The sequence below is a fragment of the Novosphingobium indicum genome (assembly GCF_014645195.1).
Classification (GTDB): domain Bacteria; phylum Pseudomonadota; class Alphaproteobacteria; order Sphingomonadales; family Sphingomonadaceae; genus Novosphingobium; species Novosphingobium indicum.
Genome location: NZ_BMLK01000018.1, coordinates 26,472 through 49,439, shown reverse-complemented (window position 1 = coordinate 49,439; position 22,968 = coordinate 26,472). Strand labels below are relative to the sequence as shown.

The 22,968-nt window shown below is 64.9% G+C and carries 26 protein-coding genes; 25 read left to right on the top strand and 1 reads right to left on the bottom strand.

The window, feature by feature from the left end:
* The first annotated feature begins 3 nt into the window (after window positions 1-3).
* The 6 genes from flgK to IEX64_RS17390 all read left to right on the top strand — a co-directional run bounded on the left by flgK (window position 4) and on the right by IEX64_RS17390 (window position 5,442).
* Window positions 4-1,341, top strand: a complete 1,338-nt coding sequence (gene flgK, locus IEX64_RS17415) for a flagellar hook-associated protein FlgK (RefSeq protein WP_188821584.1) — start codon at window positions 4-6, stop codon at window positions 1,339-1,341.
* 7 nt (window positions 1,342-1,348) lie between these two features.
* On the top strand, window positions 1,349-2,272 hold the full coding sequence (gene flgL, locus IEX64_RS17410) for a flagellar hook-associated protein FlgL (RefSeq protein ID WP_188821582.1): 924 nt from the start codon (window positions 1,349-1,351) through the stop codon (window positions 2,270-2,272).
* A 58-nt stretch (window positions 2,273-2,330) separates the two neighbouring features.
* Window positions 2,331-3,194 (top strand): flagellar motor stator protein MotA, encoded by an 864-nt coding sequence (gene motA, locus IEX64_RS17405; protein WP_188821580.1) that lies wholly within the window; start codon window positions 2,331-2,333, stop codon window positions 3,192-3,194.
* A gap of 1 nt (window position 3,195) precedes the next feature.
* A complete protein-coding gene (locus IEX64_RS17400) occupies window positions 3,196-4,035 on the top strand; it encodes a flagellar motor protein MotB (protein ID WP_188821578.1) in 840 nt (279 codons plus the stop codon).
* Between the two features lie 164 nt (window positions 4,036-4,199).
* Window positions 4,200-4,622, top strand: a complete 423-nt coding sequence (locus tag IEX64_RS17395) for a nuclear transport factor 2 family protein (RefSeq protein ID WP_188821576.1) — start codon at window positions 4,200-4,202, stop codon at window positions 4,620-4,622.
* A gap of 4 nt (window positions 4,623-4,626) precedes the next feature.
* The gene (locus tag IEX64_RS17390) at window positions 4,627-5,442 is read left to right on the top strand and encodes a nuclear transport factor 2 family protein (protein WP_188821574.1); all 816 of its coding nucleotides are present in this window, start codon (window positions 4,627-4,629) and stop codon (window positions 5,440-5,442) included.
* A gap of 117 nt (window positions 5,443-5,559) precedes the next feature.
* Here the strand turns inward: IEX64_RS17390 and IEX64_RS17385 are convergent, their stop codons facing one another.
* Window positions 5,560-6,384 carry a flagellin N-terminal helical domain-containing protein gene (locus tag IEX64_RS17385; RefSeq protein WP_188821572.1) on the bottom strand — a complete coding sequence of 275 codons (825 nt, stop codon included), beginning with the start codon at window positions 6,382-6,384 and terminating at the stop codon, window positions 5,560-5,562.
* Between the two features lie 258 nt (window positions 6,385-6,642).
* On the opposite strand from IEX64_RS17385, the gene IEX64_RS17380 reads away from it, so the two are divergent.
* From IEX64_RS17380 to IEX64_RS17290, 19 genes are all read left to right on the top strand, one after another.
* On the top strand, window positions 6,643-7,920 hold the full coding sequence (locus IEX64_RS17380; RefSeq protein WP_188821570.1) for a sigma-54 interaction domain-containing protein: 1,278 nt from the start codon (window positions 6,643-6,645) through the stop codon (window positions 7,918-7,920).
* A complete protein-coding gene (fliE, locus tag IEX64_RS17375) occupies window positions 7,917-8,303 on the top strand; it encodes a flagellar hook-basal body complex protein FliE (RefSeq protein ID WP_188821568.1) in 387 nt (128 codons plus the stop codon). Before IEX64_RS17380 ends, fliE begins: the two co-directional genes overlap by 4 nt.
* Before the next feature lie 6 nt (window positions 8,304-8,309).
* Window positions 8,310-10,097 (top strand): flagellar basal-body MS-ring/collar protein FliF, encoded by a 1,788-nt coding sequence (fliF, locus tag IEX64_RS17370; RefSeq protein WP_188821566.1) that lies wholly within the window; start codon window positions 8,310-8,312, stop codon window positions 10,095-10,097.
* On the top strand, window positions 10,097-11,107 hold the full coding sequence (gene fliG / locus IEX64_RS17365; protein WP_188821564.1) for a flagellar motor switch protein FliG: 1,011 nt from the start codon (window positions 10,097-10,099) through the stop codon (window positions 11,105-11,107). The genes fliF and fliG overlap by 1 nt, the downstream gene beginning before the upstream one ends.
* The gene (locus tag IEX64_RS17360) at window positions 11,100-11,738 is read left to right on the top strand and encodes a FliH/SctL family protein (protein WP_188821562.1); all 639 of its coding nucleotides are present in this window, start codon (window positions 11,100-11,102) and stop codon (window positions 11,736-11,738) included. The genes fliG and IEX64_RS17360 overlap by 8 nt, the downstream gene beginning before the upstream one ends.
* Entirely contained in the window at window positions 11,732-13,054 is a 1,323-nt protein-coding gene (locus IEX64_RS17355; protein ID WP_188821560.1) for a FliI/YscN family ATPase, read from the top strand. The genes IEX64_RS17360 and IEX64_RS17355 overlap by 7 nt, the downstream gene beginning before the upstream one ends.
* A 46-nt stretch (window positions 13,055-13,100) precedes the next feature.
* Entirely contained in the window at window positions 13,101-13,526 is a 426-nt protein-coding gene (locus IEX64_RS17350) for a hypothetical protein (protein ID WP_188821558.1), read from the top strand.
* Between the two features lie 35 nt (window positions 13,527-13,561).
* On the top strand, window positions 13,562-15,121 hold the full coding sequence (locus IEX64_RS17345; protein ID WP_188821556.1) for a hypothetical protein: 1,560 nt from the start codon (window positions 13,562-13,564) through the stop codon (window positions 15,119-15,121).
* A 28-nt stretch (window positions 15,122-15,149) separates the two neighbouring features.
* Entirely contained in the window at window positions 15,150-15,743 is a 594-nt protein-coding gene (locus IEX64_RS17340) for a flagellar basal body-associated FliL family protein (protein ID WP_188821554.1), read from the top strand.
* 20 nt (window positions 15,744-15,763) lie between these two features.
* Window positions 15,764-16,654, top strand: a complete 891-nt coding sequence (locus tag IEX64_RS17335) for a FliM/FliN family flagellar motor switch protein (RefSeq protein WP_188821552.1) — start codon at window positions 15,764-15,766, stop codon at window positions 16,652-16,654.
* A gap of 21 nt (window positions 16,655-16,675) precedes the next feature.
* A complete protein-coding gene (gene fliN / locus IEX64_RS17330) occupies window positions 16,676-16,990 on the top strand; it encodes a flagellar motor switch protein FliN (protein WP_188821550.1) in 315 nt (104 codons plus the stop codon).
* Window positions 16,991-16,997: 7 nt separating this feature from the next.
* A complete protein-coding gene (locus tag IEX64_RS17325) occupies window positions 16,998-17,276 on the top strand; it encodes a flagellar biosynthetic protein FliO (protein WP_188821549.1) in 279 nt (92 codons plus the stop codon).
* Window positions 17,273-18,055 (top strand): flagellar type III secretion system pore protein FliP, encoded by a 783-nt coding sequence (fliP, locus tag IEX64_RS17320; protein WP_188821546.1) that lies wholly within the window; start codon window positions 17,273-17,275, stop codon window positions 18,053-18,055. Before IEX64_RS17325 ends, fliP begins: the two co-directional genes overlap by 4 nt.
* A gap of 6 nt (window positions 18,056-18,061) precedes the next feature.
* Window positions 18,062-18,352: a flagellar biosynthetic protein FliQ gene (locus IEX64_RS17315; RefSeq protein ID WP_188821544.1), complete on the top strand. Its 291-nt coding sequence runs from the start codon at window positions 18,062-18,064 to the stop codon at window positions 18,350-18,352.
* Complete coding sequence (fliR, locus tag IEX64_RS17310; protein ID WP_188821542.1) at window positions 18,349-19,131, top strand: flagellar biosynthetic protein FliR; 783 nt, start codon at window positions 18,349-18,351, stop codon at window positions 19,129-19,131. The genes IEX64_RS17315 and fliR overlap by 4 nt, the downstream gene beginning before the upstream one ends.
* Window positions 19,128-20,264 carry an EscU/YscU/HrcU family type III secretion system export apparatus switch protein gene (locus IEX64_RS17305; protein ID WP_188821540.1) on the top strand — a complete coding sequence of 379 codons (1,137 nt, stop codon included), beginning with the start codon at window positions 19,128-19,130 and terminating at the stop codon, window positions 20,262-20,264. The genes fliR and IEX64_RS17305 overlap by 4 nt, the downstream gene beginning before the upstream one ends.
* Window positions 20,265-20,343: 79 nt before the next feature.
* Window positions 20,344-21,783, top strand: coding sequence for a flagellar filament capping protein FliD (gene fliD, locus IEX64_RS17300; protein ID WP_188821538.1), 1,440 nt, complete (start codon window positions 20,344-20,346; stop codon window positions 21,781-21,783).
* 3 nt (window positions 21,784-21,786) lie between these two features.
* Entirely contained in the window at window positions 21,787-22,158 is a 372-nt protein-coding gene (locus IEX64_RS17295) for a flagellar protein FliS (protein WP_188821536.1), read from the top strand.
* Window positions 22,159-22,325: 167 nt separating this feature from the next.
* On the top strand, window positions 22,326-22,928 hold the full coding sequence (locus IEX64_RS17290; RefSeq protein WP_188821534.1) for a response regulator transcription factor: 603 nt from the start codon (window positions 22,326-22,328) through the stop codon (window positions 22,926-22,928).
* Window positions 22,929-22,968: the final 40 nt, after the last annotated feature.

Below are 22,968 nucleotides of genomic sequence, written 5' to 3'. Positions count from 1 at the left end.
GCCATGGCCGCCGACCTTCTTTCGATCGCCAGCTCGGGTGCCCGTGCCGCCAAGGCGGCGCTCGACGTGACCGCGAACAACATCTCCAACGCGTCGTCGGAAGGCTATGTCCGCCGCAGCGTGAGCGTGTCGGAACTCGCGGCGAATTCGGTCGGATCCTCGCCCACCTCGATCAATCTCGCCGGCGTTCGGGTTACCGGCGTCGTGCGCAATGCCGACTCTTTCCGTCAGTCCGAAGTGCGCCGGACCGGTGCCGACGCGGCCCGTGCCGACGCCGAGGTCAACGGCCTGGAAAACATCGAAAGCGCGGTTGAGCAGACCGGCGCCTACGAATCGATCGTCAATTTCGAAGGCGCGCTCCAGCAGCTGCTTTCCGATCCGACCGACACCAGCTTGCGCGCTTCGGTGATGGAACAGGGCCGCAATCTTGCCGAGACGCTCAACGTCGCCTCGTCCAGCCTCGACGCTGTGCGCGACGGCCTGCTGTTCGAAGCGCAGGACGGCGTCGACAACATCAACCTGATTTCGAGCGAACTCGCGAAGGTCAATTTGCGCCTCACGCGTGCTTCCGACGCCTCAAGCGACCAGTCGTCACTGCTGGATCGCCGCGACTCGCTACTGCAGCAGCTCAGCGACAAAGTCGGCATCTCGACCAGCTTCGGAACCAATGGCGTCGTTTCGGTGAAGCTCGGCAATGCATCGGGCCCCGCCCTCGTGACCGGAGGCACCCCGGCGACCTTTTCCATGAGCGCTGCCGCCGACGGAACGCTGTCCTTCGCAGTCGACGGCACGGCGGTGACGCTGTCATCCGGTGCTCTTGCCGGCAAGAACCAGGCCCTGTCGGAACTGTCGACGACGCGCGGCGAGCTCGATCAGATCGCCGCCAATGTCGTCGACGTGGTCAACACGGCGCAGGCCAATGGCGTCGACCTTCAGGGCAATGCCGGACAGCCGCTGTTCTCGGGCACGAGCGCCGCAGACATCGCGATGATCGCCACCGGATCGAGCGCGCTTGCCACCGCACCGGCCGGCAGCGCCGCAAACAGCCGAGATTCCTCGAACCTCAGCGCCTTGCAGACCGCATTGACGACCGCCGACCCGGCCGGTTCGATGAACTCGCTGCTGTTCGACATTTCCAGCGCGGTAGCCGGTCGCTCGGTTACCCGCGATGCCCTCACATCGGTGGCCAGCACCGCCAAGATCGCGCTGCAGACGCAAGCCGGCGTCGATCTTGACCACGAAGCCGTCAATCTCGTCCGATTCCAGCAGGCATTCCAGGCATCGGGCCGGGTGATGCAGGTGGCCTCGGACATCTTCGATTCCATCCTTTCCATCAGGTAGACCGACCATGGCGATCGTCTCGACCAGTACCAGCGCCTTCTATGAACGGGCCCGCGCCAACATGAAGGACCTGCGCGCGCAGGCGGAATCGCTGCAGACCCAGCTCGGCAGCGGGCAAAAGCTGTCGCGTTCGTCGGACGATCCTGTCGCTGCTTCGCGCATGCGCACGCTCGCGCGACTCGAATCGCTCTCGACCATCGACGAGACCAACGCCAACCGCGCCAACGCCGACCTGTCGCTGGCCGATGCGGCGATGTCGAACATGTCGAACACGATCATGCGTGCGCAGGAGCTCGCCACCCAGGCGGCCAGCACCACGCTGACCGACGAGCAGCGCGCCGGGATCGCAACGGAACTCGAGCAGATCCACGACGACCTCTACACGCTCGCCAACTCGCGCGACTCGACCGGCCACGCGCTGTTCGGCGGCAACAACACCGGTAACGCCTACGAGCTCGATGCCAGCGGCAATGCCTCGTACATCGGCAGCGACAGCTCGGTCGATCTGCCGATCGGCGACGGGCAGAGCGTCACGCGCTCGATGACCGGCAAGCAGATCTTCAATTTCACCGATGCCAACGGCAACGACACCGACGTGATGGCGACGATCAAGACGCTCGCCGCCGCGCTGGCGGGTGGTTCTTCCGATCCGACCGGAGCCGCCAACGATGCCCTGGCCTCGCTCAAGACCGGCCTCGATACGCTGACGACCTCGCACACCGTGGTCGGTACGCGCCTCGCCTGGCTCGATGTCGTGAGCGAGCGCCGCACCACGCTGACCGAGCTGCGCTCGACCGAGGAAGCGGATCTGGGCGGCACCGACATCGCATCGACCGTGGCGCAGCTTCAGCAGACGCTGACTGTGCTGGAGGCCAGCCAGGCCAGCTTCAGCAAGCTGTCCAACCTGAGCCTGTTCAACAATCTGAGATAACAAGACGACCCCGGCCCATCGGCAGGGCCGGGTTGTTTTTTGACGGGGGTAGTTAACCATGTTTGCAATAGTCGGGGTGATCATCCTGCTGGTGATGGTGTTCGGCGGCTTCGCCCTCACCGGTGGCGCGCTCGGCCCCGTCATGCACGCCATTCCGCACGAAATGCTGATCATCGGCGGCGCCGCGGTCGGCGCTATCGTCACCGGCAACTCGATGCACGAACTCAAGGCGCTCGGCGCCGGGTTCGCGCGGGTGTTCAAGGGTCCCAAGCACAACAAGCAGGATCACATCGACGCGATCATCCTGACCTCGCGCCTGATGCGCATCCTGCGCTCGGAAGGCCCGGTAGCACTGGAAAGCCACGTCAACGACCCCAAGACCTCGTCGCTCTTTGCCGAATTCCCGAACATTCTCGCCAATGAGCCGCTGGTCCACCTGATCTGCGACACCCTGACCCTCATCGTCGTGTCCTCGGGCACGCTGGAAGTTCACGCGGTCGAGGACGTCATGGACAATGCGATGAAGACGCACTTCCACGAGCTGCACGAACCACAGCACGCGCTGCAGAACCTCGCAGACTCGCTTCCCGCTCTGGGTATCGTCGCGGCCGTTCTGGGCGTGGTGAAGACCATGGGCTCGATCGACGAGCCGCCTTCGGTCCTCGGTGCGATGATCGGCTCCGCGCTCGTCGGCACCTTCATGGGCGTGCTGCTCGCCTACGGCATCGTTGCGCCGATGGCCGGCCGCCTCAAGCAGGTGAACGAGCAGGACGAACAGATCTTCCATGCCGTCAAGCAGGTGGTGATTGCCTCGCTGCACGGCTGGCCGCAGCCGCTGGTCGTCGAATCGGCCCGCTCGGGCCTTGGCCATGCCTTCCGCCCCGGCCTGTCCGAACTGCTCGACGCGATGAGGGGCCGTTAAGATGGCCGCCAAGAAGGGCAAGAACGAGCCGCCAAGACCGATCATCGTCAAGAAGATCACGGTTGTCGAAGGCGGGCATCACGGCGGCGCGTGGAAGGTGGCCTATGCCGACTTCGTGACCGCCATGATGGCGTTCTTCCTGCTGCTGTGGATTCTCGGCGCCACGACCGAGAAGCAGCGCAAGGGCATTGCCGACTACTTCACGCCGACGCTGGTCAAGAACAAGGAACTGTCCGCCGGTTCGGGCGCCGGCCTGCTGGGCGGTTCGTCGCTGACCGACGCGGACGACTATCCGCACCGCGCCGGCCAGACCGGCACCAAGACGCTGACCATCCCGCGTGACGCCACCGGTGGTGCGAAGGAAGGCGGTTCGAAGGTCAAGCGCACCATGCGCGCCAAGGAAGCCATCAAGCAGAAGCTCCAGACGACAGAGCGGCTTCGCCAGCTCGCCAAGCAGGTGCGTCTCGTGGACACCACCCTGGGCGTGCGCATCGACCTTGTCGACGATGCCGACTTCTCGATGTTCCGTCTGGGCACGACCGTGCTGACGCCCGAAGCCTCCGAACTCATAGGCGTGATCGCCGATGCCGTCGGGCCGGATCAGGGGCAGCTTACCATCCGCGGCCACACCGATGCCCTGCCCTACAAGCCGGGTACCTACGGCAACAACTGGTCACTTTCCGCCGGCCGCGCCGAATCGACGCGCCAGGAACTCCTGCGCGACGGTATTGCCGAAGACCGCTTCAAGCGGATCGAAGGCGTCGCCGACCGGGAACTGCTGATCCCCTCCGATCCGCAGGACCCGCGCAACCGCCGCATCTCGATTACCCTGCTCGACTAGAGCTCGGCCCAAGATCTGGCAGATCTGAACGCGAAGCGGGACCGGCAACGGTCCCGCTTCTGATTCCACCCTCTCCGAACCGGCCCATCGCGGCAGCGATCCGGGCGTGCTTGCCCGTGGCTCCGGCCCGACGCACCATGCGGCAAACACAAGGGAGAGCGCACATGGCATTCACCGGCCCGGTCGAGGATCGTCTCGCCATCCGCGAATTGTACGGGACTTATGGCGATTCAAGCTGGCGCGGCGACCGCGAGCAGTGGGTATCCTGCTTCACCGAGGACGGCCGCTGGACCAGCCACCTGTTCGACGCCGCCGGGCACGAGGCCCTGCTGCAGACATGGGACGGTCTCTGGAAAGACTGGGAGGCGGTAGCCTTTCTCGGTGAGATCGGCGCGATGGAGATTACCGGCGACACGGCCAGGGTCCGCTCCTACGCGCGCGAAGTGGTGCTGATGAAGAACGGCAGCCACTTCAAGCTTTGCGGTCACTATGCCGACAGCTTGCGCAAGGTGGGGGGCGAATGGAAATTCGCGCACCGCGCCTATACGCAGACCATCGGCGAATTCGACGCTCTGGTCATGGACTGAGCCGGTGCCTTTCACCGGCCCCGAGTCCGACCGCCTCGCCATCCGCGAACTGTACGAAGGCTATGCCGACGGCGCCGCGCGTATTGACCGCGACGCCTGGCTGGCCGCTTACGCCGACGATGCCCGCTGGCGCTCTCCCTATTTCGACGTCGCAGGCATCGCCGCGATTGGCACCACGTTCGACGAAATCATGGCTGATGTCGTCGACGTGACCATCGACATTCGCCTTGGTTCGCTGGAAATCGAGGGGGATAAGGCCACCGCGCGGCTCTATCAGACCGAAAGCCTGCTATATCCCGATGGATCGACCTGGGAACTGGTAGGACGGTATGAGGATCTGCTCGAAAGGCGCGGCGGCCGATGGTGGTTCCTCGACCGCACTTATACGCTGCAACGCGAAGTCCGGCCCGATCCGCCCGGCGCGCATTTCACCGGCAACGCGCATGACCGAATGGCCATCCGCGAACTGATGGAAAGCTATGCCGATGCGTCCTCGCGCATGGACAAGCAGCAGTGGCTGGATTGCTGGACCGACGATTGCGTGTGGAGCACGGCCACCGGCGACGTGATCGGCAAGGCAGCGCTTTCCGAGCGCTGGGAGCAGCTCTTCACATCGATGGATGCGATGGCCTTCTTCGCAATGCCCGGAGCGATCCAGGTTAACGGCAATGCGGCAACGGCCCGTTGCCACGTGCGCGAAATCGCCCGCATCGAGGGAACCGTGCGGAAGTTTTCGGCCCGTTACGACGACGAACTGGTCAAACAGCACGGCCGCTGGCGCTTCGCGCGTCGCGCTTACGTGATGAACATCGCCGAATAGCGAATCGGCGGCAGGTTTCTGCCGGCGGCAAACGCCAAAAGGGGCCCGGCGGTCTGGGGAAACCCACCGGGCCCGAGAACCTGCTTGGTTAGGGCAGGCTGGTTAGGCTGTATTCTATTAACGCAGCAGCGACAGCACGCTCTGCTGGCTCTGGTTGGCCTGGGCCAGCATCGCGGTCGAAGCCTGCGACAGGATCTGGGCCTTGGCCATCTGCGTCGTTTCGCTCGAGTAGTCGGCGTCTTCGATACGCGAACGCGCGTCGGAGAGGTTCGTCACGTTGTTGGTCAGCGTGTTGATGGCCGATTCGAGACGGTTCTGGCCGGCACCCAGCGAAGCGCGGGTGGAGTTAACGTCTGCCAGCGCCAGGTCGACGTTATCGATCGTGGTCGCAGCGGCCGTGCTCGTCGACACGTCGAGGGCCGAAGCCGTGATGTTGGCGCCATCGATCGCCGTCGAGGTCAGAGTGATCGTTTCGCCCGAGTTGGCGCCGGTCTGGATGTCGAAGGTGACGTCCGTACCCGAGGTGGTCGAGAAAAGCGCGTTACCGTTGAACTCGGTCTGCGACAGCACGTCGCTGATCTGGCTCGTAAGCGCGGAAACTTCCGACTGCATCGCAGCACGGTCAGAGTCCTGGTAGGTGCCCGAGGACGACTGGACGGAAAGCTCACGAACACGCTGAAGCATGTTGGTAACTTCCGACATGGCGCCGTCGGCGGTCTGAGCGAGCGAGATACCGTCGTTCGCGTTACGAATGCCCTGGCTCATGCCCTTGATCGACGAGGTCATCGAGGTGGCAATGGCGAGGCCGGCGGCGTCGTCCTTAGAGCCGTTGATGCGCTTGCCGGTGGAGAGGCGCTCCATGACCGTGCTCTGCATCTTGCTGGCCGAGGTAGACGCATTCATCGCCTTGATGGCGCTGATGTTGGTATTGATAACTGACATGTAAAAGCTCCCGTTAGGTGTCCCGAAGTCCGGGCAACCTGGCCGGCCCATCCGGCACGGCTGCCAGTGCATAGACCGGCAACGGACCGGCAAATTTAAGCCGCTTTCTTGCCGGTTGCTTGCCGGAAGCCCTGCAGAGCGTTGCCGCGTAACGGCAAAAATAGGTGTTAATACGAGGCCTTAAATTTCCAATCTCTTGGCCGTTAGGCCCCGATAAGCACCCTCGGAACTGGTTAATTCCACGGGGGAAATCGAGACATGGCCGCTCTGGCTCTTAACGATAAATTTGCGCGCCAGCATGGGTCGCTGGTCAACCGCGCGGGGGCAATCGCTGCTTCGCTGTTCGACTGCAGCGCCATCGATGTGCGCGATATGGCAGACGCCGCTCCGCTTCGTTCGGGTGCGCGCACCATCAGCCTGACGCGGGACCACGTCCCTGCATTGGGCCGTACCGGTGCGGACCAGATCGGCATGACCTATGGCGACCCGCTGAGCGAAGCCTCGCTCGGCATGCTGCTCGCCGCCATGGCCGGTCCGGAAGACCCGATTGCCGCTGATGCCGAGAGCCTCTCGATCTTCGCGCTCGCCGAACGTCTCGCCGCCAGCGACATTCCGGTCCTGATCAACGGCCCGACCGGAACCGGCAAGGAAGTACTCAGCCGCTTCATCCATGCCCGCAGCGACCGCAAGGACGGCCCCTTCATCGCCGTCAACTGCGCGGCGATGCCCGAAGCCATGCTCGAAGCCATGCTGTTCGGCCACCAGAAGGGCGCCTTCACCGGCGCGACCCAGGCCAGCGAAGGCTTCATGCGCGCGGCCGACGGCGGTACGCTTCTCCTCGACGAAATTGCCGAGATGCCGCTCCAGCTTCAGGCCAAGCTGCTGCGCGCGCTCCAGGAACAGGAAGTCGTTCCCATCGGTGCGACTCACCCCATTAAGGTTAACGTGCGGGTAATCGCTTGCGCCAACCGCGATCTTCCCGCCGAAGTGGCCGAAGGCCGCTTCCGCGCCGACCTCTACTACCGTCTCAACGTCTTCCCGCTCACGCTGCGTCCGCTGCGCGAGCGTCCGGACGACATCGCCCCGCTCGCTTTCGCGATGGCCCTGCGCCACGCGCCGGACCAGGCCCGCGTGCCGGTTCTGAGCGAAGGCGCGCTGGCCATGCTCAAGCTGCACCAGTGGCCGGGCAACGTGCGCGAGCTGGAAAACGTCATGCGCCGCGCCCTGCTTCTGGGCCACGGCAGCGAATCGATCACGCCCGAACACATCGTGTTCGACAGCCCGGCCCGCCTCGTCACCGCTCCGGCACCGACGAGCATGGAGGCTCTGGCCGCCGAGACCCCGCGCCGCCTTTCCAGCGTCGTGCAGATCTCCGAGGCCCGCGCCATCATGGAAACGCTCGAGGCTTGCGGCGGCAACCGCGGCCGCGCTGCCCGCGAGCTGGGCATTTCCGAGCGCACGCTGCGCTATCGCCTCGCTTCGCTGCGTGAGGCCGGCATCGAGATCAGCCGCACTGCGGTCGGTGGCCGGCGATGAGCAGCGTCTCTGGCATCGGCGGTGGCGCCGGTGGCATCCAGCAGATCATGCAGATGCGCCAGCAGATCATTCAGCGGAACGATCTGCTCAAGAACCTGCACTCCACGCAGGGCGCTGAGGCAACTGCGGCCACCAATGGCTCAACCGAAACGCAAGGTCCGGCACAGGGATTCGCCGACACGCTGAAGGATGCGCTCGACGGCGTGAACTCGGTCCAGAACAAGGCTGCCGACATTACCGACGCATACCAGCGCGGTGAAGTTACCGACGTCGCCAAGGTCATGCTTGCTCGCCAGGAAGCCGGCGTTGCTTTCGAAGCGACCTTGCAGGTTCGCAACAAACTGCTGTCCGCTTATCAGGACATCATGAGAATGGGGGTCTAATAGCCCATGTCCGATCTCGTACCCGCTACACCGGACGGCGCGCCGGGATCTGCCCTCCCCGCGCCGACCTCGATGTTTGCTCCGTTCACCGATCCGGACGGCGGCAGCGTTCTCACGCGCCTGTCAGCGTTTACCGCGCAGCCCGCCGTGAAGAAGATGCTGCCTGCCTTTATCGGCATGTCGGCGATCGGTGGCGCTCTGCTGGCCTGGAGCGCCATGTCGCCCGACCCGCAGCGTACACTCTATTCCCAGCTCGACGACAGCGACCGCGCCGGTGTGGCGGCGGCGCTCGATTCGGCGGCGATCGATTATGATATCGACAACACCACCGGGGCGCTGACCGTCGCCGAGAGCGACTATTACAAGGCGCGCATGCTGGTGGCTTCGAACGGAACGCTCGCCACGCCGGAAAGCGGCGACGAAGTGCTCGACAAGCTGCCGATGGGCGCCAGCCGCACGCTGGAAGGCGAACGCCTGCGCTCCGCCCGCGAGCATGACCTGCAGCTTACCATCGGCGAGATCGACGGGGTGGCTTCGGTCCGCGTCCACCTTGCCGAAGGCGAGAAGTCGGTGTTCGTACGCGAGAACGTGGCACCTTCCGCCTCGGTCATGGTTCGCATGAAGACCGGCCGGCAGCTCAGCGAGAGCCAGGTTTCGGCCATAGTCAACCTCGTCGCCGGTTCGGTGCCGGGCCTTTCGCCCGATTCGGTGCGCGTGGTGAATCAGCATGGCCGCCTTCTGTCCGAGGCTGGCAGCATCGATTCCGACCGGCTCGACATGCAGTCCCGCATGGAAAGCAAGCTGCGCGAGCAGGTTACGCAGCTTCTGCGTCCGGTTCTGGGCGAAGGCAACTTCACCTCGGAAATCCAGGTCGACCTCAACATGGACGAGGTCACCTCGGCCCGCGAGAGCTACGACAAGGACGGCGTCGTGCGGTCCGAAACCGAACAGCAGTCGCAGAGCACCGGTGGCGCGCAGCCAGCCACTGGCGTTCCCGGTGTGCTGGCCAACACCCCGCCCACCAACACGCAGGCCGCTCCCGGCGCGCCGCAGGGCACCCAGCCCGCGACGCCCCCCGCCACGCCGCCGACCAGCGGGGAGTCCTCGTCCAGCCGCACCTACGAGCTGGGCCGCGAAGTCTCGGTGTCGAGCAGCGGTCCGGGTTCGGTGAAGCGTCTTTCGGTTGCCGTAGCCATCAGCGCCGACGCCATGAAGGGCGCCAAGCCGGAAGAACTCAAGGACCTCGAAGCGCTCGTCAGCGCGGCTGTCGGTGCCAATCCGCAGCGCGGGGACCAGGTCAAGGTCATGACTCGCAGCTTCGAACCGACTTCGGTCGCGCCGGTGGCTTTCTATGAAACGTCCTGGTTCGCCATGCTGGTGCGCAACGGCGCGGCGGTCATGGCCGTGCTGCTGGTCCTCCTGCTCGGCGTGCGCCCGATGGTGAAAGCCGTGCGCGGCGAGAAGCCGGCCAAGGAAAAGAAAGCCAAGAAGGACAAGAAGAGCAAGAAGGCCAAGGGCGAAGGCGAAGACGATGACGACGAGGATGAAGACGAATTCGAAGGATCGGACGAAGCCCCCGCGCTCGATGCGGATGGCAACCCGATAGCCGGCGCCCTGCCCAATCCGAGGGGCGGCGACGTCGACGTCGAGATCAACCGTGCCGAACTGCTGACCCGTCAGCTCGATCTGGCCCAGCGCCTTGTTTCCGAACAGCCCGCCAGCGCCGTTGCCGCGCTGCGACAGATGCTCAATGAGCCGCCCGCCGAGGACGAGCCCAAGCAGGAAGCCGCCTGATGACCGAAGTCGTACCCCTGCGTTCGGCGGACAGCGCCGCCGTGATGATGATGCTGCTGGGCGAGGACCAGACGGCCAGCATTCTCTCGGAGCTCGAGCCCGAAGAGCTGCGCATGCTCGGTGAGAAGATGTGCGCTCTCGGTGAAATCAGCCCGGAAGTGATTGCCAAGGCCATTGCCGGCTTCGTCGAGAAGACGGAAAAGCTCGGCCTCGTCGCACATGACCGGGTCGGCCAGGTGCGCACGATGATGAACCGCGCCATCGGCGAGGTGAAGACCGAGAACATGATGCGGCGCATCCTTCCGGAGGAACCGCAGAAGAACTCGACGCTCGAACTCGCGCGCTGGCTGACGCCGGAAGCGCTGGTGCCGCTGGTCAAGGACGAGCATCCGCAAGCCATCGCGGTGCTACTGGTCCAGCTCGATCCGGAAGTGGCTGCCGAAGTGCTGCACTCGCTTCCGCCCGACACGCAGCCGGCCGTCATTCACCGCATCGCCACGCTGGGCCCGGTATCGCCCTCGGCGCTTGAAATGCTCGAAGAACTGCTCAACCAGCGCATCGCCGAGGCCCATGGCCAGCGCCCGCTGCAGATCGGTGGCACACGCGAGGCGGCAGACATTATCAATGGCGCCGGCAAGGCAACCGAAAAGCGGATCATGAGCGAGCTCAACAAGCTCGACAAACCGCTCGCCAAGAAGATCGAGGAAGAGATGTTCAAATTCGAGCACCTCTTCGTGCTCGAGCCGATGGCGATGGGCGCCCTGCTGCGCGACGTGCCGAGCGATACGCTGATCGACGCCCTCAAGGGTATCGGCGAGGACGAGCGCAATTTCTTCTTCCGCGCCATGTCGAGCCGCGCTGCGGACGGTGTGAAGGACGAGATCGCCGCCCGCGGCCGCACCAAGCTGGCCGACGTGGTTGCCGCGCAGAAGGAAATCGTGGCGATCGCCCGCAAGCTGGCGGCGGAAGGCACGATCGTCTTCGGTTCGGGCGACGACGATTATGTCTGATCTCGGGTTCTCGATTTCCAAACCCGGCGCCAGTCTGTTCGAAGCGCTTTCGCGCCCGAGCGGATTCATGCCCGACCGGCGCTTTGGCAGCGAACTGCCGGCTCCCGAACCGGAGCCGGTACCTGTCGTCGAGCATCCGCCGATGCCGGAAGAGGAAGCGCCCGACCCCATTGCCGAGGCCTACACCGAGGGCTTCGCGGCAGGCTACGAACAGGCCAGCGCAGAGGCACAAGCAAGGGCCGCCGAAGACGCTGCCGCATTCGAAGGCCTGAAGCTCTCGTTTGCCCGCCTCGATTCCGCGCTGGAGGAAGAACTGCGCATGCGCCTGCGGGAAACCGTGTCCGCCCTGTGCGAAGCCGCGATCGCGCCGCTTGCCATCGACGAGGATGGGCTGGTCCGGCGCATAAACCGCGCCGTCTCGATGCTCTCGCGCGCCGACGATGACCGCGAGATCCACCTTCATCCGGACGACATCGCCCTCGTTTCTTCGCGTCTGCCGAAGGAGTGGAACGTGCAACCCGATCCACGGCTTGAACGCGGCACCGTGCGCATCGAGAGCGAAAACGGCGGTGTCGAGGACGGCCCGGCAACCTGGCGTCTGGCGATTGCCGAGGCGATGCACCAGTGCTGAAGCTCTGGGATTCCATTCTTACCGACCTCGCGCAGGACGAGGTCGATCTCGCCCCGCGCCGCTTCGGCCGGGTATCGGCCTGCGATGGCGGCTTGCTGGAAGTAAGCGGCCTTTCGGTGCCGGTCGGCGCGATGTGCCGCATCGCGCAGGGCCGCGACCTGTCTCTCTCCGCCGAAGTGATCGGTTTTCGCAACGGCAAGACGATGATGATGCTGTTGGGCGATACGATCATGCTGCGCCCCGGCGCGCGCGTCTGCCCCGAAGGCCGCCCCGGCATGTTGCCGGTGGGTGAAGCCTTCCTCGGCCGCGCGGTCGATGGCGAAGGCCTGCCGATCGACGGCGGGCCGGCAATTCACACCCACATGGAATGGCCCGCCGGCGGCGTGCGCACATCCGCGCTCGACCGCAGTCCGGTGCGCGAAACCTTCGATACCGGCGTGCGCTCGCTCAACGCGCTCACCACGTTCGGCATCGGCCAGCGCATCGGCGTGATGGCCGGTTCGGGTGTCGGCAAGTCCGTCCTCATCGACATGATCGCACGCGGAGCCAGCGCGGACGTCATCATCGTCGGCCTGATCGGCGAGCGTGCCCGCGAAGTCTCCGACTTCGTCGAACGGCACATGAATGCCGAAAAGAAGAACAAGACCGTGGTCGTGGCGGTCCCCGCGGACCATGCGCCGAACCTGCGCCTGCGCGGCGCCATGCTGGCCACCTCGATGGCCGAGCAATTCCGCGCGCAAGGCAAGAAGGTGCTGCTGATCATGGACAGCCTTACCCGCGTTGCCCATGCCGCGCGCGAAATCGGGCTGCTGCTGGGCGAACCCGGCGCGGCGCGCGGCTATCCGCCGAGCGCCCTTGCGACGATCACCAAGCTGGTCGAACGCGCAGGCAACTCCGCGGCGACAGGCGGGTCGGTGACGGGCCTCTACACCGTACTCGCGGATGGCGATAACCAGGACGACCCGGTCGTCGACACCGCACGCTCGATCCTTGACGGCCACATCGTGCTCTCACGCGACCTTGCGCAGCGCGGCCAGTATCCGGCCGTCGACATTGCCGCTTCGCTCAGCCGCGTTATGAACGACATCGTTTCGGCCGATCACCAGAACCTCGCCCGCGAATTCCGTGCACTGATCGCCAGCTACGAAGCCAACCGCGATCTCGTGCTGATGGGTGCCTACCGATCCGGCGCCGACCACCAGCTCGACCGCGCGATTGCCATGCACGATCTGCTCACGGCCTTCCTGTGTCAGAGCGCCCGCGAGACCATCGATCTCGCCGACAGCGCTGCCCAGTTGCACGCCCTGCTGGGATAATCATGCCGGGATTGTCCATCACCAGCATCTGCCGTGAGGCGGATCGATGAAGGAAGAGCGCAAGCGCCTCGGCCGGCTGAAACGGCTGGAGAAAATCCGCGCCATCGCCAAGCAGACGGCAGCGGTCGAAGCCGCGCAGGCGGAAAGCACACTGACCCAGCTACGCGCCCTGTCCGAACGGACGCGCCGCATGGCTTCCGACTACGCCAGCCGCCGCGAAGCCAGCGACGGTGCCGCGCTCCATCAGCTTGGCCGGTTCGTGACCGGCCTGCAGGCGATCAGCCGCAACACCGATGGCGATGCGCTGCGCGCGCAGTCGATCGCCGATGCCAAGCAACGCGAACTTGCCGCCGCCGAACGCCGCCGTGCCGCCATCGAGGAACGCGCCGAGCTGCAGGCCCGGCTGATCGCGAAAGCCTCCGAACAGCCTGTTTTGGGTAGCAGAAAGGGATCTGGCACGGGTCTTGAATAGAGTTCTGTGAATTCAGAACCAAGGACCCGTTAAGCATGATCCAGTCCGCCGCACCGATGCCCGCCTCCGGCCCTTCACAGGCCGCTGGCAAAGTGCACGGGGCTTCCGCGAATACCGCGGGAGCGGGCAGTTTTCTGGCGATTCTCGGCAATGCCGGCGCTTCGGATGCAGCGGCAGGCGAAGCCGCGCCGGCGCTTGAAAATGCCAAGGCGACAATCATGCTTCCCGTTGCCGGCGGCAATACCGGCAAGGCAACCGGCAAAATCTTGCCGGATCTTACCGGCAAGGCTGCCGCCAAGGCCGGTTCCGACGCCGATGCCGATAGCTCGCCCTCCGAAGCGACCGAAGATCCGACAGGGGCAAGCCTCGCACTGGCCGGCACTCTGCCGCTTCCTTTCCTGCCGCTGCCCGGCGCCGATGTCGTGACCGCGAAGACGCACCGGGCAGCGGAGCCCGCTTCCAAGACGAACGATGCTGCGCCGTCGCTGGCCCGTAAGCTTCAGAGCCTGACGCAGGCTGAACAGGCTCTCGTCGCCAGGGCACTGCCCGAAGCGCAGACTGGCAAGGCTCCGGCCCCGGCCGCTGCCCCAGCCGTTGAAGGCGCAAAGGCACAGCTTGCCGAGGCGACCAACACCACGCCCGCCTTGCAGAACGTAACCGTGTCCAAGCTGGCCCCCATCGAAGTCGTGGCCGATGACGGTTCGGCTTTGCCGGCAAGCGACCAGGGCAAGGCTGCCAAGGCTCCGGCAACCATCGCAGCCCAACTGGCAACGCGCGCACCGCAGGCTCAGGTCAAGCTGGCGCAGGTTACTTCGGTCGAGGCTCAGCCTGAAACGGCACAGCCGCTCAAGGCCATGCAGGTCCATGCTCCCGCCAACCATGCGCTGAAGGACAAGGCTACCGGTCGCGCCGACGCAGCGGTCGCTTCGAACGCCAAGTCGGAGGCCAAGCCCGACACCGGGACGACCGCTGCCAAGCCGCAGCAGGCTTCAGCCACCGCGAACGCCGCACCGGTCCCGCTGGTCGGGCAGCATCTGCAGACGCAGACGACGCCCACGGCCGAAGCATCGATCAACTTCGCCAAGCCGCTGCAGCCCCCCGAAGCTCCGCAGGACTTCTCGACGCTCGTCTCGCGGCTCAACGAAGCACGCGAAGCCGCCAATCCGCAGCTCGTGCGCACGGCCATCTCGCATGCCGAGTTCGGCAATATCTCGCTGCAGTTCAAGCATGAAGGCAATGGCCTGTCCGTGACCATGGCGAACAGCGATCCGAACTTCACCGGTGCCGTCCACGCCGCAGCCCAGGCTTCGCAGGCCGCTCAAAATCAGGGCCAGGGCGACAATCCGGCCCAGTCGCAGCAGCAACAGCAGCAGAACAACAATCAGGGTTCCTCGGCCCAGCAGCACTCGGCCGCCAATGGCGCCGGTGCAGGCATGGGTCAGGGATCCGGTCAGAACCAGCAGGCCCGCGCCGATCAGGCCGGCCAGTCCATGAACCGCGGTCAGGCATCGGCAGCCTTCCCGCACGATCAGGATGCATCCGCAGCGCGCCCGTCTCGCGACACGGCGCGTGGCGGCAGCGGCATCTACGCCTGATCGCACGCATACCAGGGGGTAATTCCAGATGAGTGACAAGAAAGCCAAAGACGGCAACGAAAAAGGCGGCAAGGGCAAGCTGATGATCATCCTCGTTGCCGTGGGCATGCTCGTCATCGGCGGCGGCGGTGTCTTAGGCCTCGTTGCCGCAGGCGTGATCGGCGGCGGCCACGCGGCAGAGCCCGAAGAGCGCGGTCCCAAGCTCGTCCGCAAGGGCGAGGAAGATCCTTACATGCCCAAGACCAAGGACAAGGAAGGGGAAGGCGAAAGCATGATGGACGTCGAAGGGATCGGCGGCGACGAATATCGCACGGCCTACTTCACCTTCAGCGACGACTTCACCTCCAACCTCAAGGACTCCGCCGCCCTGATCCAGGTGGGCGTCGCCTGCTCCACCCGCCGCGACGGTCGTGTGCTGATCTGGCTGAAGAAGCACGAGCTGGCGATCCGCTCCAAGCTGCTGCAGATCCTCGCCGACACGCCCGAAGACGATGTCTACACGATCGCGGGCAAGGAAAAGCTGCAGAAGCGCATGACCGACGCGATCAACAAGACGTTGATCGAGAAGGAAGGCTTCGGCGGCGTCGACGCGGTCTACTTCCGCACCTTCATCATCCAGTGATCCTGCACGGCTGACCTTTCATGACCTTGTCCTCCGCACAATCCAGCCCCAAGGCGAAGCACTGTGCCGACCTGCTCGGCACCGGCCCGTCGATCGACGAGCTGGTCCCGGCGCTCTCGCTGCTCGGCGAAAAGCTGGCGCGCGTGCTTCCCGGCCATCTGGCCCGGTTCTCGGGCGGTGAGCCGCCGGTGGTGCGCATCGGCATGCCGATGGACTGCAATCTCGCCTCGATCCAGGCGGACATCGAAACGCTGGCTTCGCACACGCTCATGGCCGTGGGGCCGGAAGGCCGCCCGATGCTCGCCACCTTCGAAGCCGCTCCGGTGCTGTGCCTGATCGACCGCGCCTTCGGCGGCCGCGGTATCGTGCCCGATCCCCTGCCCGATACCCTCCCGCTTTCGGCCGAATTGCTGCTGGCGCGCCTGGAAAAGGCGATTGCCGGCGCCCTGACCACGGTCTTCGGCGGCGAGGAGGAACACAGTGTCCGCCCGCTGCGGCGCGACACCAGCCTGCGCTACCTCAACCCCTTCGACAAGCGCGAGGACCTGCTGCAGCTCTCGCTCGAAGTGGAAGAACCCGGCTTCGACCCCTGGTCTTTCTCGATCGCGTTCCCGCAGGCCACGCTGGCCGCCGTAACCACGGTGCCGCGCCACCCGGTGAAGCGGCGCGCGGCCCAGACTGCCCCGAACCCGGCGGCCGAACCCTTCGGGTCGATGCCGGTGCCGGTCACGGCCGTCCTGGTCGACATGACCATCGGGTTCTCGCGCCTCACGTCTCTCAAGCCCGGCGATGTCCTGCCGGTCGCCGTTGCCCGTTCGGTCCCCTTGCAGGTCGACGGACGCACTATCGCCACCGGCACCATCGGTGAAGTCGAGGACCGCGTCGCGGTCCAGATCCTCCAAGCATTCTGATACACGGAAAGAGCCAAAACCATGACCATGCATCCCCGTGGCCTCGATTTCCTCCGCGACGTCGACGTCCGCCTCTCGGTCGAACTGGGCCGCACCCAGATGAAACTGAAGGAAGTCCTCGCGCTCGGCCCCGAAAGCCTCGTCGTGCTCGACCGCATGACCGACGAACTGCTCGACGTGCTCGTCAACGGCAAGCCGATCGCCAAGGGTGAAGTCGTCTCGCACAACGGTCGCTTCGGCCTGCGCATCGTCGAGATGGTCGGCGTGGACGAAACCGCTCCGGAAGAATCGCCCGTGGCTCTGCCCGAAGGCGACGACGGCGCTCTGGGGGCCTGATCCTTCCATGCTCTGGTACATCCTCAAGCTCATTGTCCTGCTGCCGATGATCGGCCTGCTGGCATGGGGCGCGCTCAAGCTGGCGAAGAAGATGCAGGACAAGGCCGGCGTCGGTGCCGGGACCAAGTCCGTGCAGATCATCGAGACCACCATGCTCTCGCCGACGCTGAAGCTGGCGGTGATCGAGTTCCACGGCCGCGAGATCCTCGTCTCGGTCTCGCGCCAGGGCCTGACGCGTCTGGCCGAAGCGCCCGCCCGCGCCCGCGTGGAGGGGATGAACCCGTGAAGCGCATTCTTGCCCTGATCGCGGCCCTGCCCGCCCTGCTCTTGCCTGTGGCAGCCTACGCGCAGGTGCAGGCTCCGGCCGCCGCGGACGCCAGCGCCATTCCCGGCGCGCTCGACCGCGCTTTCGGCTCGCTCGGTGGTACCGACGGCCCCGGCATGAGCCTGTCGCTGCAGCTCCTCCTCATCATGGGGCTGCTGACGATCCTGCCCAGCCTCATCCTGATGATGACCAGCTTCACCCGCATCCTGGTGGTGCTGGCGATCCTGCGTCAGGCGATCGGCCTGCAGCAGTCTCCGCCGAACCAGGTGCTGATCGGCCTGTCGCTGTTCCTCTCGCTGTTCGTCATGGCGCCGACGCTCGAAGCCGTGAACGCCAACGCCATCGCGCCTTACTCGGCCGACCAGATCAATGCCGAACAGGCGATCGACGCCGCCGGCAAGGAATTCCACAAGTTCATGATCCGTCAGACCCGCGAACGCGATCTGATGATGTTCGCCAACATGGCCAAGGCGCCCAAGTTCCAGACCAGCGCCGACGTGCCGTTCTCGATCCTGCTGCCGGCTTTCGTCACCAGCGAGCTGAAGACCGCGTTCCAGATCGGCTTCATGCTGTTTCTGCCGTTCCTCGTGATCGACATCGTCGTTTCCTCGGTCCTGATGTCGCTGGGCATGATGATGATGAGCCCGATGATCGTCTCGCTGCCCTTCAAGCTGCTGCTGTTCGTCATGGTCGATGGCTGGTCGCTGCTGATGGGCTCGCTGGCCTCGAGCTTCGGGTAAGGCGCCATGGACGATATCTCCCCCTTCCTCGCACTTGCCGACAAGATGCTGTGGGTGGCCGCGCTCGTGGCCGCTCCGGTCCTGCTGGCCGCGCTGGCGGTGGGCCTGACCGTGGGCATCATTCAGGCCGCGACCTCGGTCAACGAGCAGACGCTGACTTTCGTACCCAAGCTGGCGGCGATCGCTCTCATTCTGGTGCTGTTCGGCGGCTCGATGATTACTCTCGTGGGTGAGTTCACGCAGGAGATCTTCGTCGAGATCGCGCGGACCGGCCAGGCGGAGCAGGTGGCACCGTGATCAATCTGGACTTCGGTTTCGGCCCGCTCGAGGCCGAATTCTGGCGCTTGATGTTTGTCATGACGCGCATCGGCGCGGCCCTCGTTGCCGCACCGCTGTTCGGCACCGCTTCCATCCCCGCGCAGATCCGCGTGGTCGGTGCCGGTGCCATTGCCGTGATGATCTGCGCCTGGACCGATGTTCAGGCCCCCGATGCCCTGTTCTCTGTCGCCGGCATGCTCTCTGTCGCCGGTGAAGTGCTCGTCGGCCTCTCGCTCGGCTTCGTGCTGCAGCTTTCCTTCGCTGCCCCCGTCATGGCCGCCGAAGTCATCGGTGGCGGCATGGGGATGAACATGGCGATGGCGATCGATCCCACCTCGGGCACACAGTCGCCGGCGCTCGGCCAGTACTTCATGGTCGTCCTGACGCTGATCTTCCTGGCGCTGGGCGCGCACCTCCAGTGGTTCCGCCTGCTGGTCGACAGCTACACCGTCTTTCCGCCGGGCCACACCTGGCTCGGTACCGAACGCTTCGCAATGATTGCCGGCTTCGCCTCGCAGACCTTCATGACCGCCGTCACCATTGCCCTGCCGGTCAGCCTGGTGCTGCTGGTGGTGCAGATCGTCACCGGCGTGCTGAGCCGTTCGGCTCCGGCGCTCAACCTGTTCTCGCTCGGCCTGCCGGCCGGCGTTCTGGCCGGCATTGCCGCGCTCGTCCTTTCCGCCCCAGTTCTTACCGACCTCGTCGTTCGCCTGTCGAACGATGCCATCACCGCCACCAATCAGGTTATGAGCAAATGAGCGAGCAGAGCGGCGAAAAGAGTTTTGAGCCAACAGCCAAACGCAAACGCGACGCCGCCAAAGAAGGCGACGTCGTCCGTTCGCGCGAACTGGCCACGGCTGCGGCTGTGGGCGTCGGTGCGGTCTGGTTTCTCGTTGCCGGGCCCTGGTTGCTCGACCTGCTGACCCACACGCTGCGCGTCGGCTTTACCTGGAACCGCGCCACGCTCGACGACTTCGCGCCCGGTCGGATGATGATGGGCATGATGCTCGCCGTCATGCCGCCGATCGCCATTCTCGGCTTCGCGGTGATCGCCAGTTCGATCATCTCGCAACTCGGCTTCGGTGAAGGACGCTGGAACGTCGGCAACCTCGCCCCGAAGGGGTCGCGTATCAATCCCGCCTCGGGCCTGAAGCGCATGTTCGGCCCGACCGGCTGGATCGAAATGGCCAAGGGCCTCGCCAAGATCGGCCTGCTCGGCACGATTGCCTGGGTCTGGGCGAGCGGGCGCATCGCCACGTTCGCGCGGCTGGGCCGCGGTGACCTGTTCGACCAGCTTTCCTGGGCATGGCATGGCATCATCAATCTGCTGTTCTGGCTGGCTGCCGGCCTGTTTCTGATCGCCCTGATCGACCTTCCGGTGCAGCTCTTCCGCCGCAACAAGCGCCTGAAGATGACGCTTCAGGAAGTGCGCGACGAGAGCAAGGAACAGGAAGGCGCCCCCGAGAAGAAGGCCGCGATCAAGGAACGTCAGCGTAAGATCGCCATGGGCGGCCTGGTCCCGGCGATGAAGGAAGCGCAGTTCGTCATCACCAACCCGACGCACTTCTCGGTCGCGCTTGCCTACGACCCCGAAAAGGCCGGCGCGCCGATCGTGGTCGCCAAGGGCCGCGGCGACAAGGCCTTGGCCATCCGCGAACTCGCTGCCGAATACGAAGTGCCGACGCTCGAATACCCGGCCCTCGCCCGTTCGGTGTACTACACCACGCGCGAGCATCAGGTCATTCGCGAGGAGCACTACGTCGCGGTTGCCGCGATCCTGGCCTTCGTCTTCGCCATCAAGCGCGGCGAGAAGCGGGCAGCTCCGCAGGTCTCCGTCCCGATCACGCTGCGTTTCGACGCAGACGGTCAGCTCGACCCGGCCGGCGTGTGAGGATCGTCATGATGACAATGTTCCGCGCGCCCGCCGCATCCGCCCTTAAGGTTCCTCGTGGGGAGTCGTCCTAAGAGCCATGGCTACCGACGCAACAAGCTCCACTTCCTCGCTACAGACGACGTCCATCGCGACGATGCTTGGCGCGGGCAGCGGCATCGACATGATGGCGCTGGCCAACAACCTGGCCAAGGCCCAGTTCGAAGCGCGCACCGCCCGCCTCAACGACAAGACGGACACGATCAACACCAAGATCTCGGCCGCATCCGACATCAGATCGATGCTGCTGGGGCTGGATACGTCGCTGGGCAATCTCGTGCGTTCGGGGAGCCTTTCGGCAACGCCGAGCATCGCGAACACTTCGGTTGCATCGGCAACGCTTTCGGGCACCACCCAGCCCAAGGGCACCTATTCGCTCGAGGTGACGAACATCGCCAAGGGCCAGCAGCTTGCGAGCACGGCCTATTCGGCTTCGACGGACACCGTCGGTGCGGGTACGCTGACACTCCGCTTCGGCACGGTCTCGGGCACGACCTTCACCGAAGACACCGGACATGCGGCCGTAAACATCACGGTGAACACCGGCGATACGCTGGCCGATGTCGCCAGTTCCATCAATTCCTCCGGCGCGGGCGTGACCGCCTATATCGCCAACACCGCCAGCGGCGCCCAACTCGTTCTCAAAGGACCGGAAGGCGCGGCGAACGGGTTCATACTCGAAGCTGCAGAAGACGTGGCCGACCCCGGCCTGTCCAACCTCGCCTGGACACCCTCTTCGGGTTCGGGAACGCTGATGGCCAACGCACAGAATGCGGCCTACAGCATCGACGGACTGAGCTATACGTCCGCCTCGAACAAGATCACCGACCCCGTGCCCGGTCTGAAGCTTCAGCTCACCGGCACGAATACCGGATCACCCACGACGATCAGCTTCAGCAATCCGTCGGACAACATCACCGGTTCCATGCGGGACCTGACCGACGCGCTCAATGAAGTGATGTCGTCGCTGAACGCGGCAACGGGCATTGGCGGCGAACTGGCCACCGATCCCGGCGCACGCGCGCTGAAGCAGTCCATGACCAGACTGTCCGGCACGACAGTAATGCCCAACGCCACGGGCAGGGCAAAGACCCTGGCCGATCTCGGCCTCTCTATCCAGCGCGACGGTACTTTCGCACTGGATACCGATCGTCTTTCCTCGACCATGGCAGACGACCCCGAGGGCGTCGCCGCCATGTTCACCAACGGGCTCTACGGCGTCTATGCGACGATCAACAAGGTCTACCGCTCCGCCACGTCGAGCACGAACACCAACTCGCTGGCCGGGTCGATTACCAAGTACAGCAAGGAACTGACCAAGATCAGCGAGAACATCAGCGACTTTGCGGACCAGCAGGAAAAGCTGCGTGCCCGCCTCGCCTCGCAGTTCACGGCTTCGGAAGGCCGTATCGCCGTCCTGAAGTCGACACAGGATATGCTGAAGAACCAGATCGACGCTTGGAATAACTCGGGCAATTAACCAATGCTGCTCCAACAATCCCCTCACGAAGCCTATCGCCGCGTCGACTTCGACGCCCGCGTGAACGGCGCCAAGCCGGCCGAACTGGTCCACGTTTGCTACGAGCACCTGATCGGTGCGCTCGGCACCGCGATCCATGCCCACGGCAATGGCGACAACGGCCTCAAGAGCCGCTCGATGACCCGCGCCCTCACCGCGATCACCGCGCTGCAGATGGGCGTGTCGGAAGGGCACGCCATGGGTTCCGCGCTGAACCAATTCTACGCTGCGGCCCGCCGCACCATTCTCGACAGCGCGATCAACTTCAACCCGCGCCAGATCGAGGAAGTCCGCAACGACTTCGCCGAGATCGGCCAAGCCATGAAGGCGGACTGAGCCGCCGATTTGCTGCGCTTCTTCCGTTTCGGGAGATGCCGCAGGCAGGGTTGCTGCCGAGTCCCGCAACTCTTCCGGGAAAATCCCTCGAATCCGGAGCGGGTAGCGCGCGCGTTCGCGGCCTGATGCGAATATCTCCCTAGGCACAAACCGAAGGGAGAAGGCCGGTGGAGCGCGTCACGAACCTCATCCTGATCGACAGCGACACGCGGCGACGCGCCACGATCAGCCACATGCTTTCGGCAGACGCCATTCACGTCGAACCGTTCGAGAACATCTCCGAACTCGCGAGTGCCTGGCCCCGTTCTGGCGTCATCCTGATTCACCACGAAGCCGGCGCAGTAAACGATCTGGTCGAAGCCATGGCGCGCTACGGAGAATGGTTTCCCATCGTCGCGTTTCGTGAAGATCCCTGCACGCATAATATCGTTCAGGCCATTCTCGACGGCGCAATCGACTACCTGCCATGGCCCATTTCGAGCGGCCAGTTAGCCGAAACGGTGCGCTGCTCCATCGAGCGGGCGGCCGAAGTCGGAAACGCCAAGCTGCGCGAAGTCATGGCGCGAACGCGAATTGAGCGGCTGACCCGCCGCGAACGCGAAGTGCTGGGCGGCGTGGCAAGCGGCCTGTCCAACCGGCTGATCGGTGAGAAGCTCTCGATCAGCCCGCGCACCGTGGAAATTCATCGCGCGAACATGCTGCACAAGCTGGGGGCCAACCACACCTCCGATGCCATCCGTATCGCGATTGAGGCCGCGCTGGTCCACTGAGGACGGGAAAAACCGTAGGGCGAACGGCACGAAACCTTAG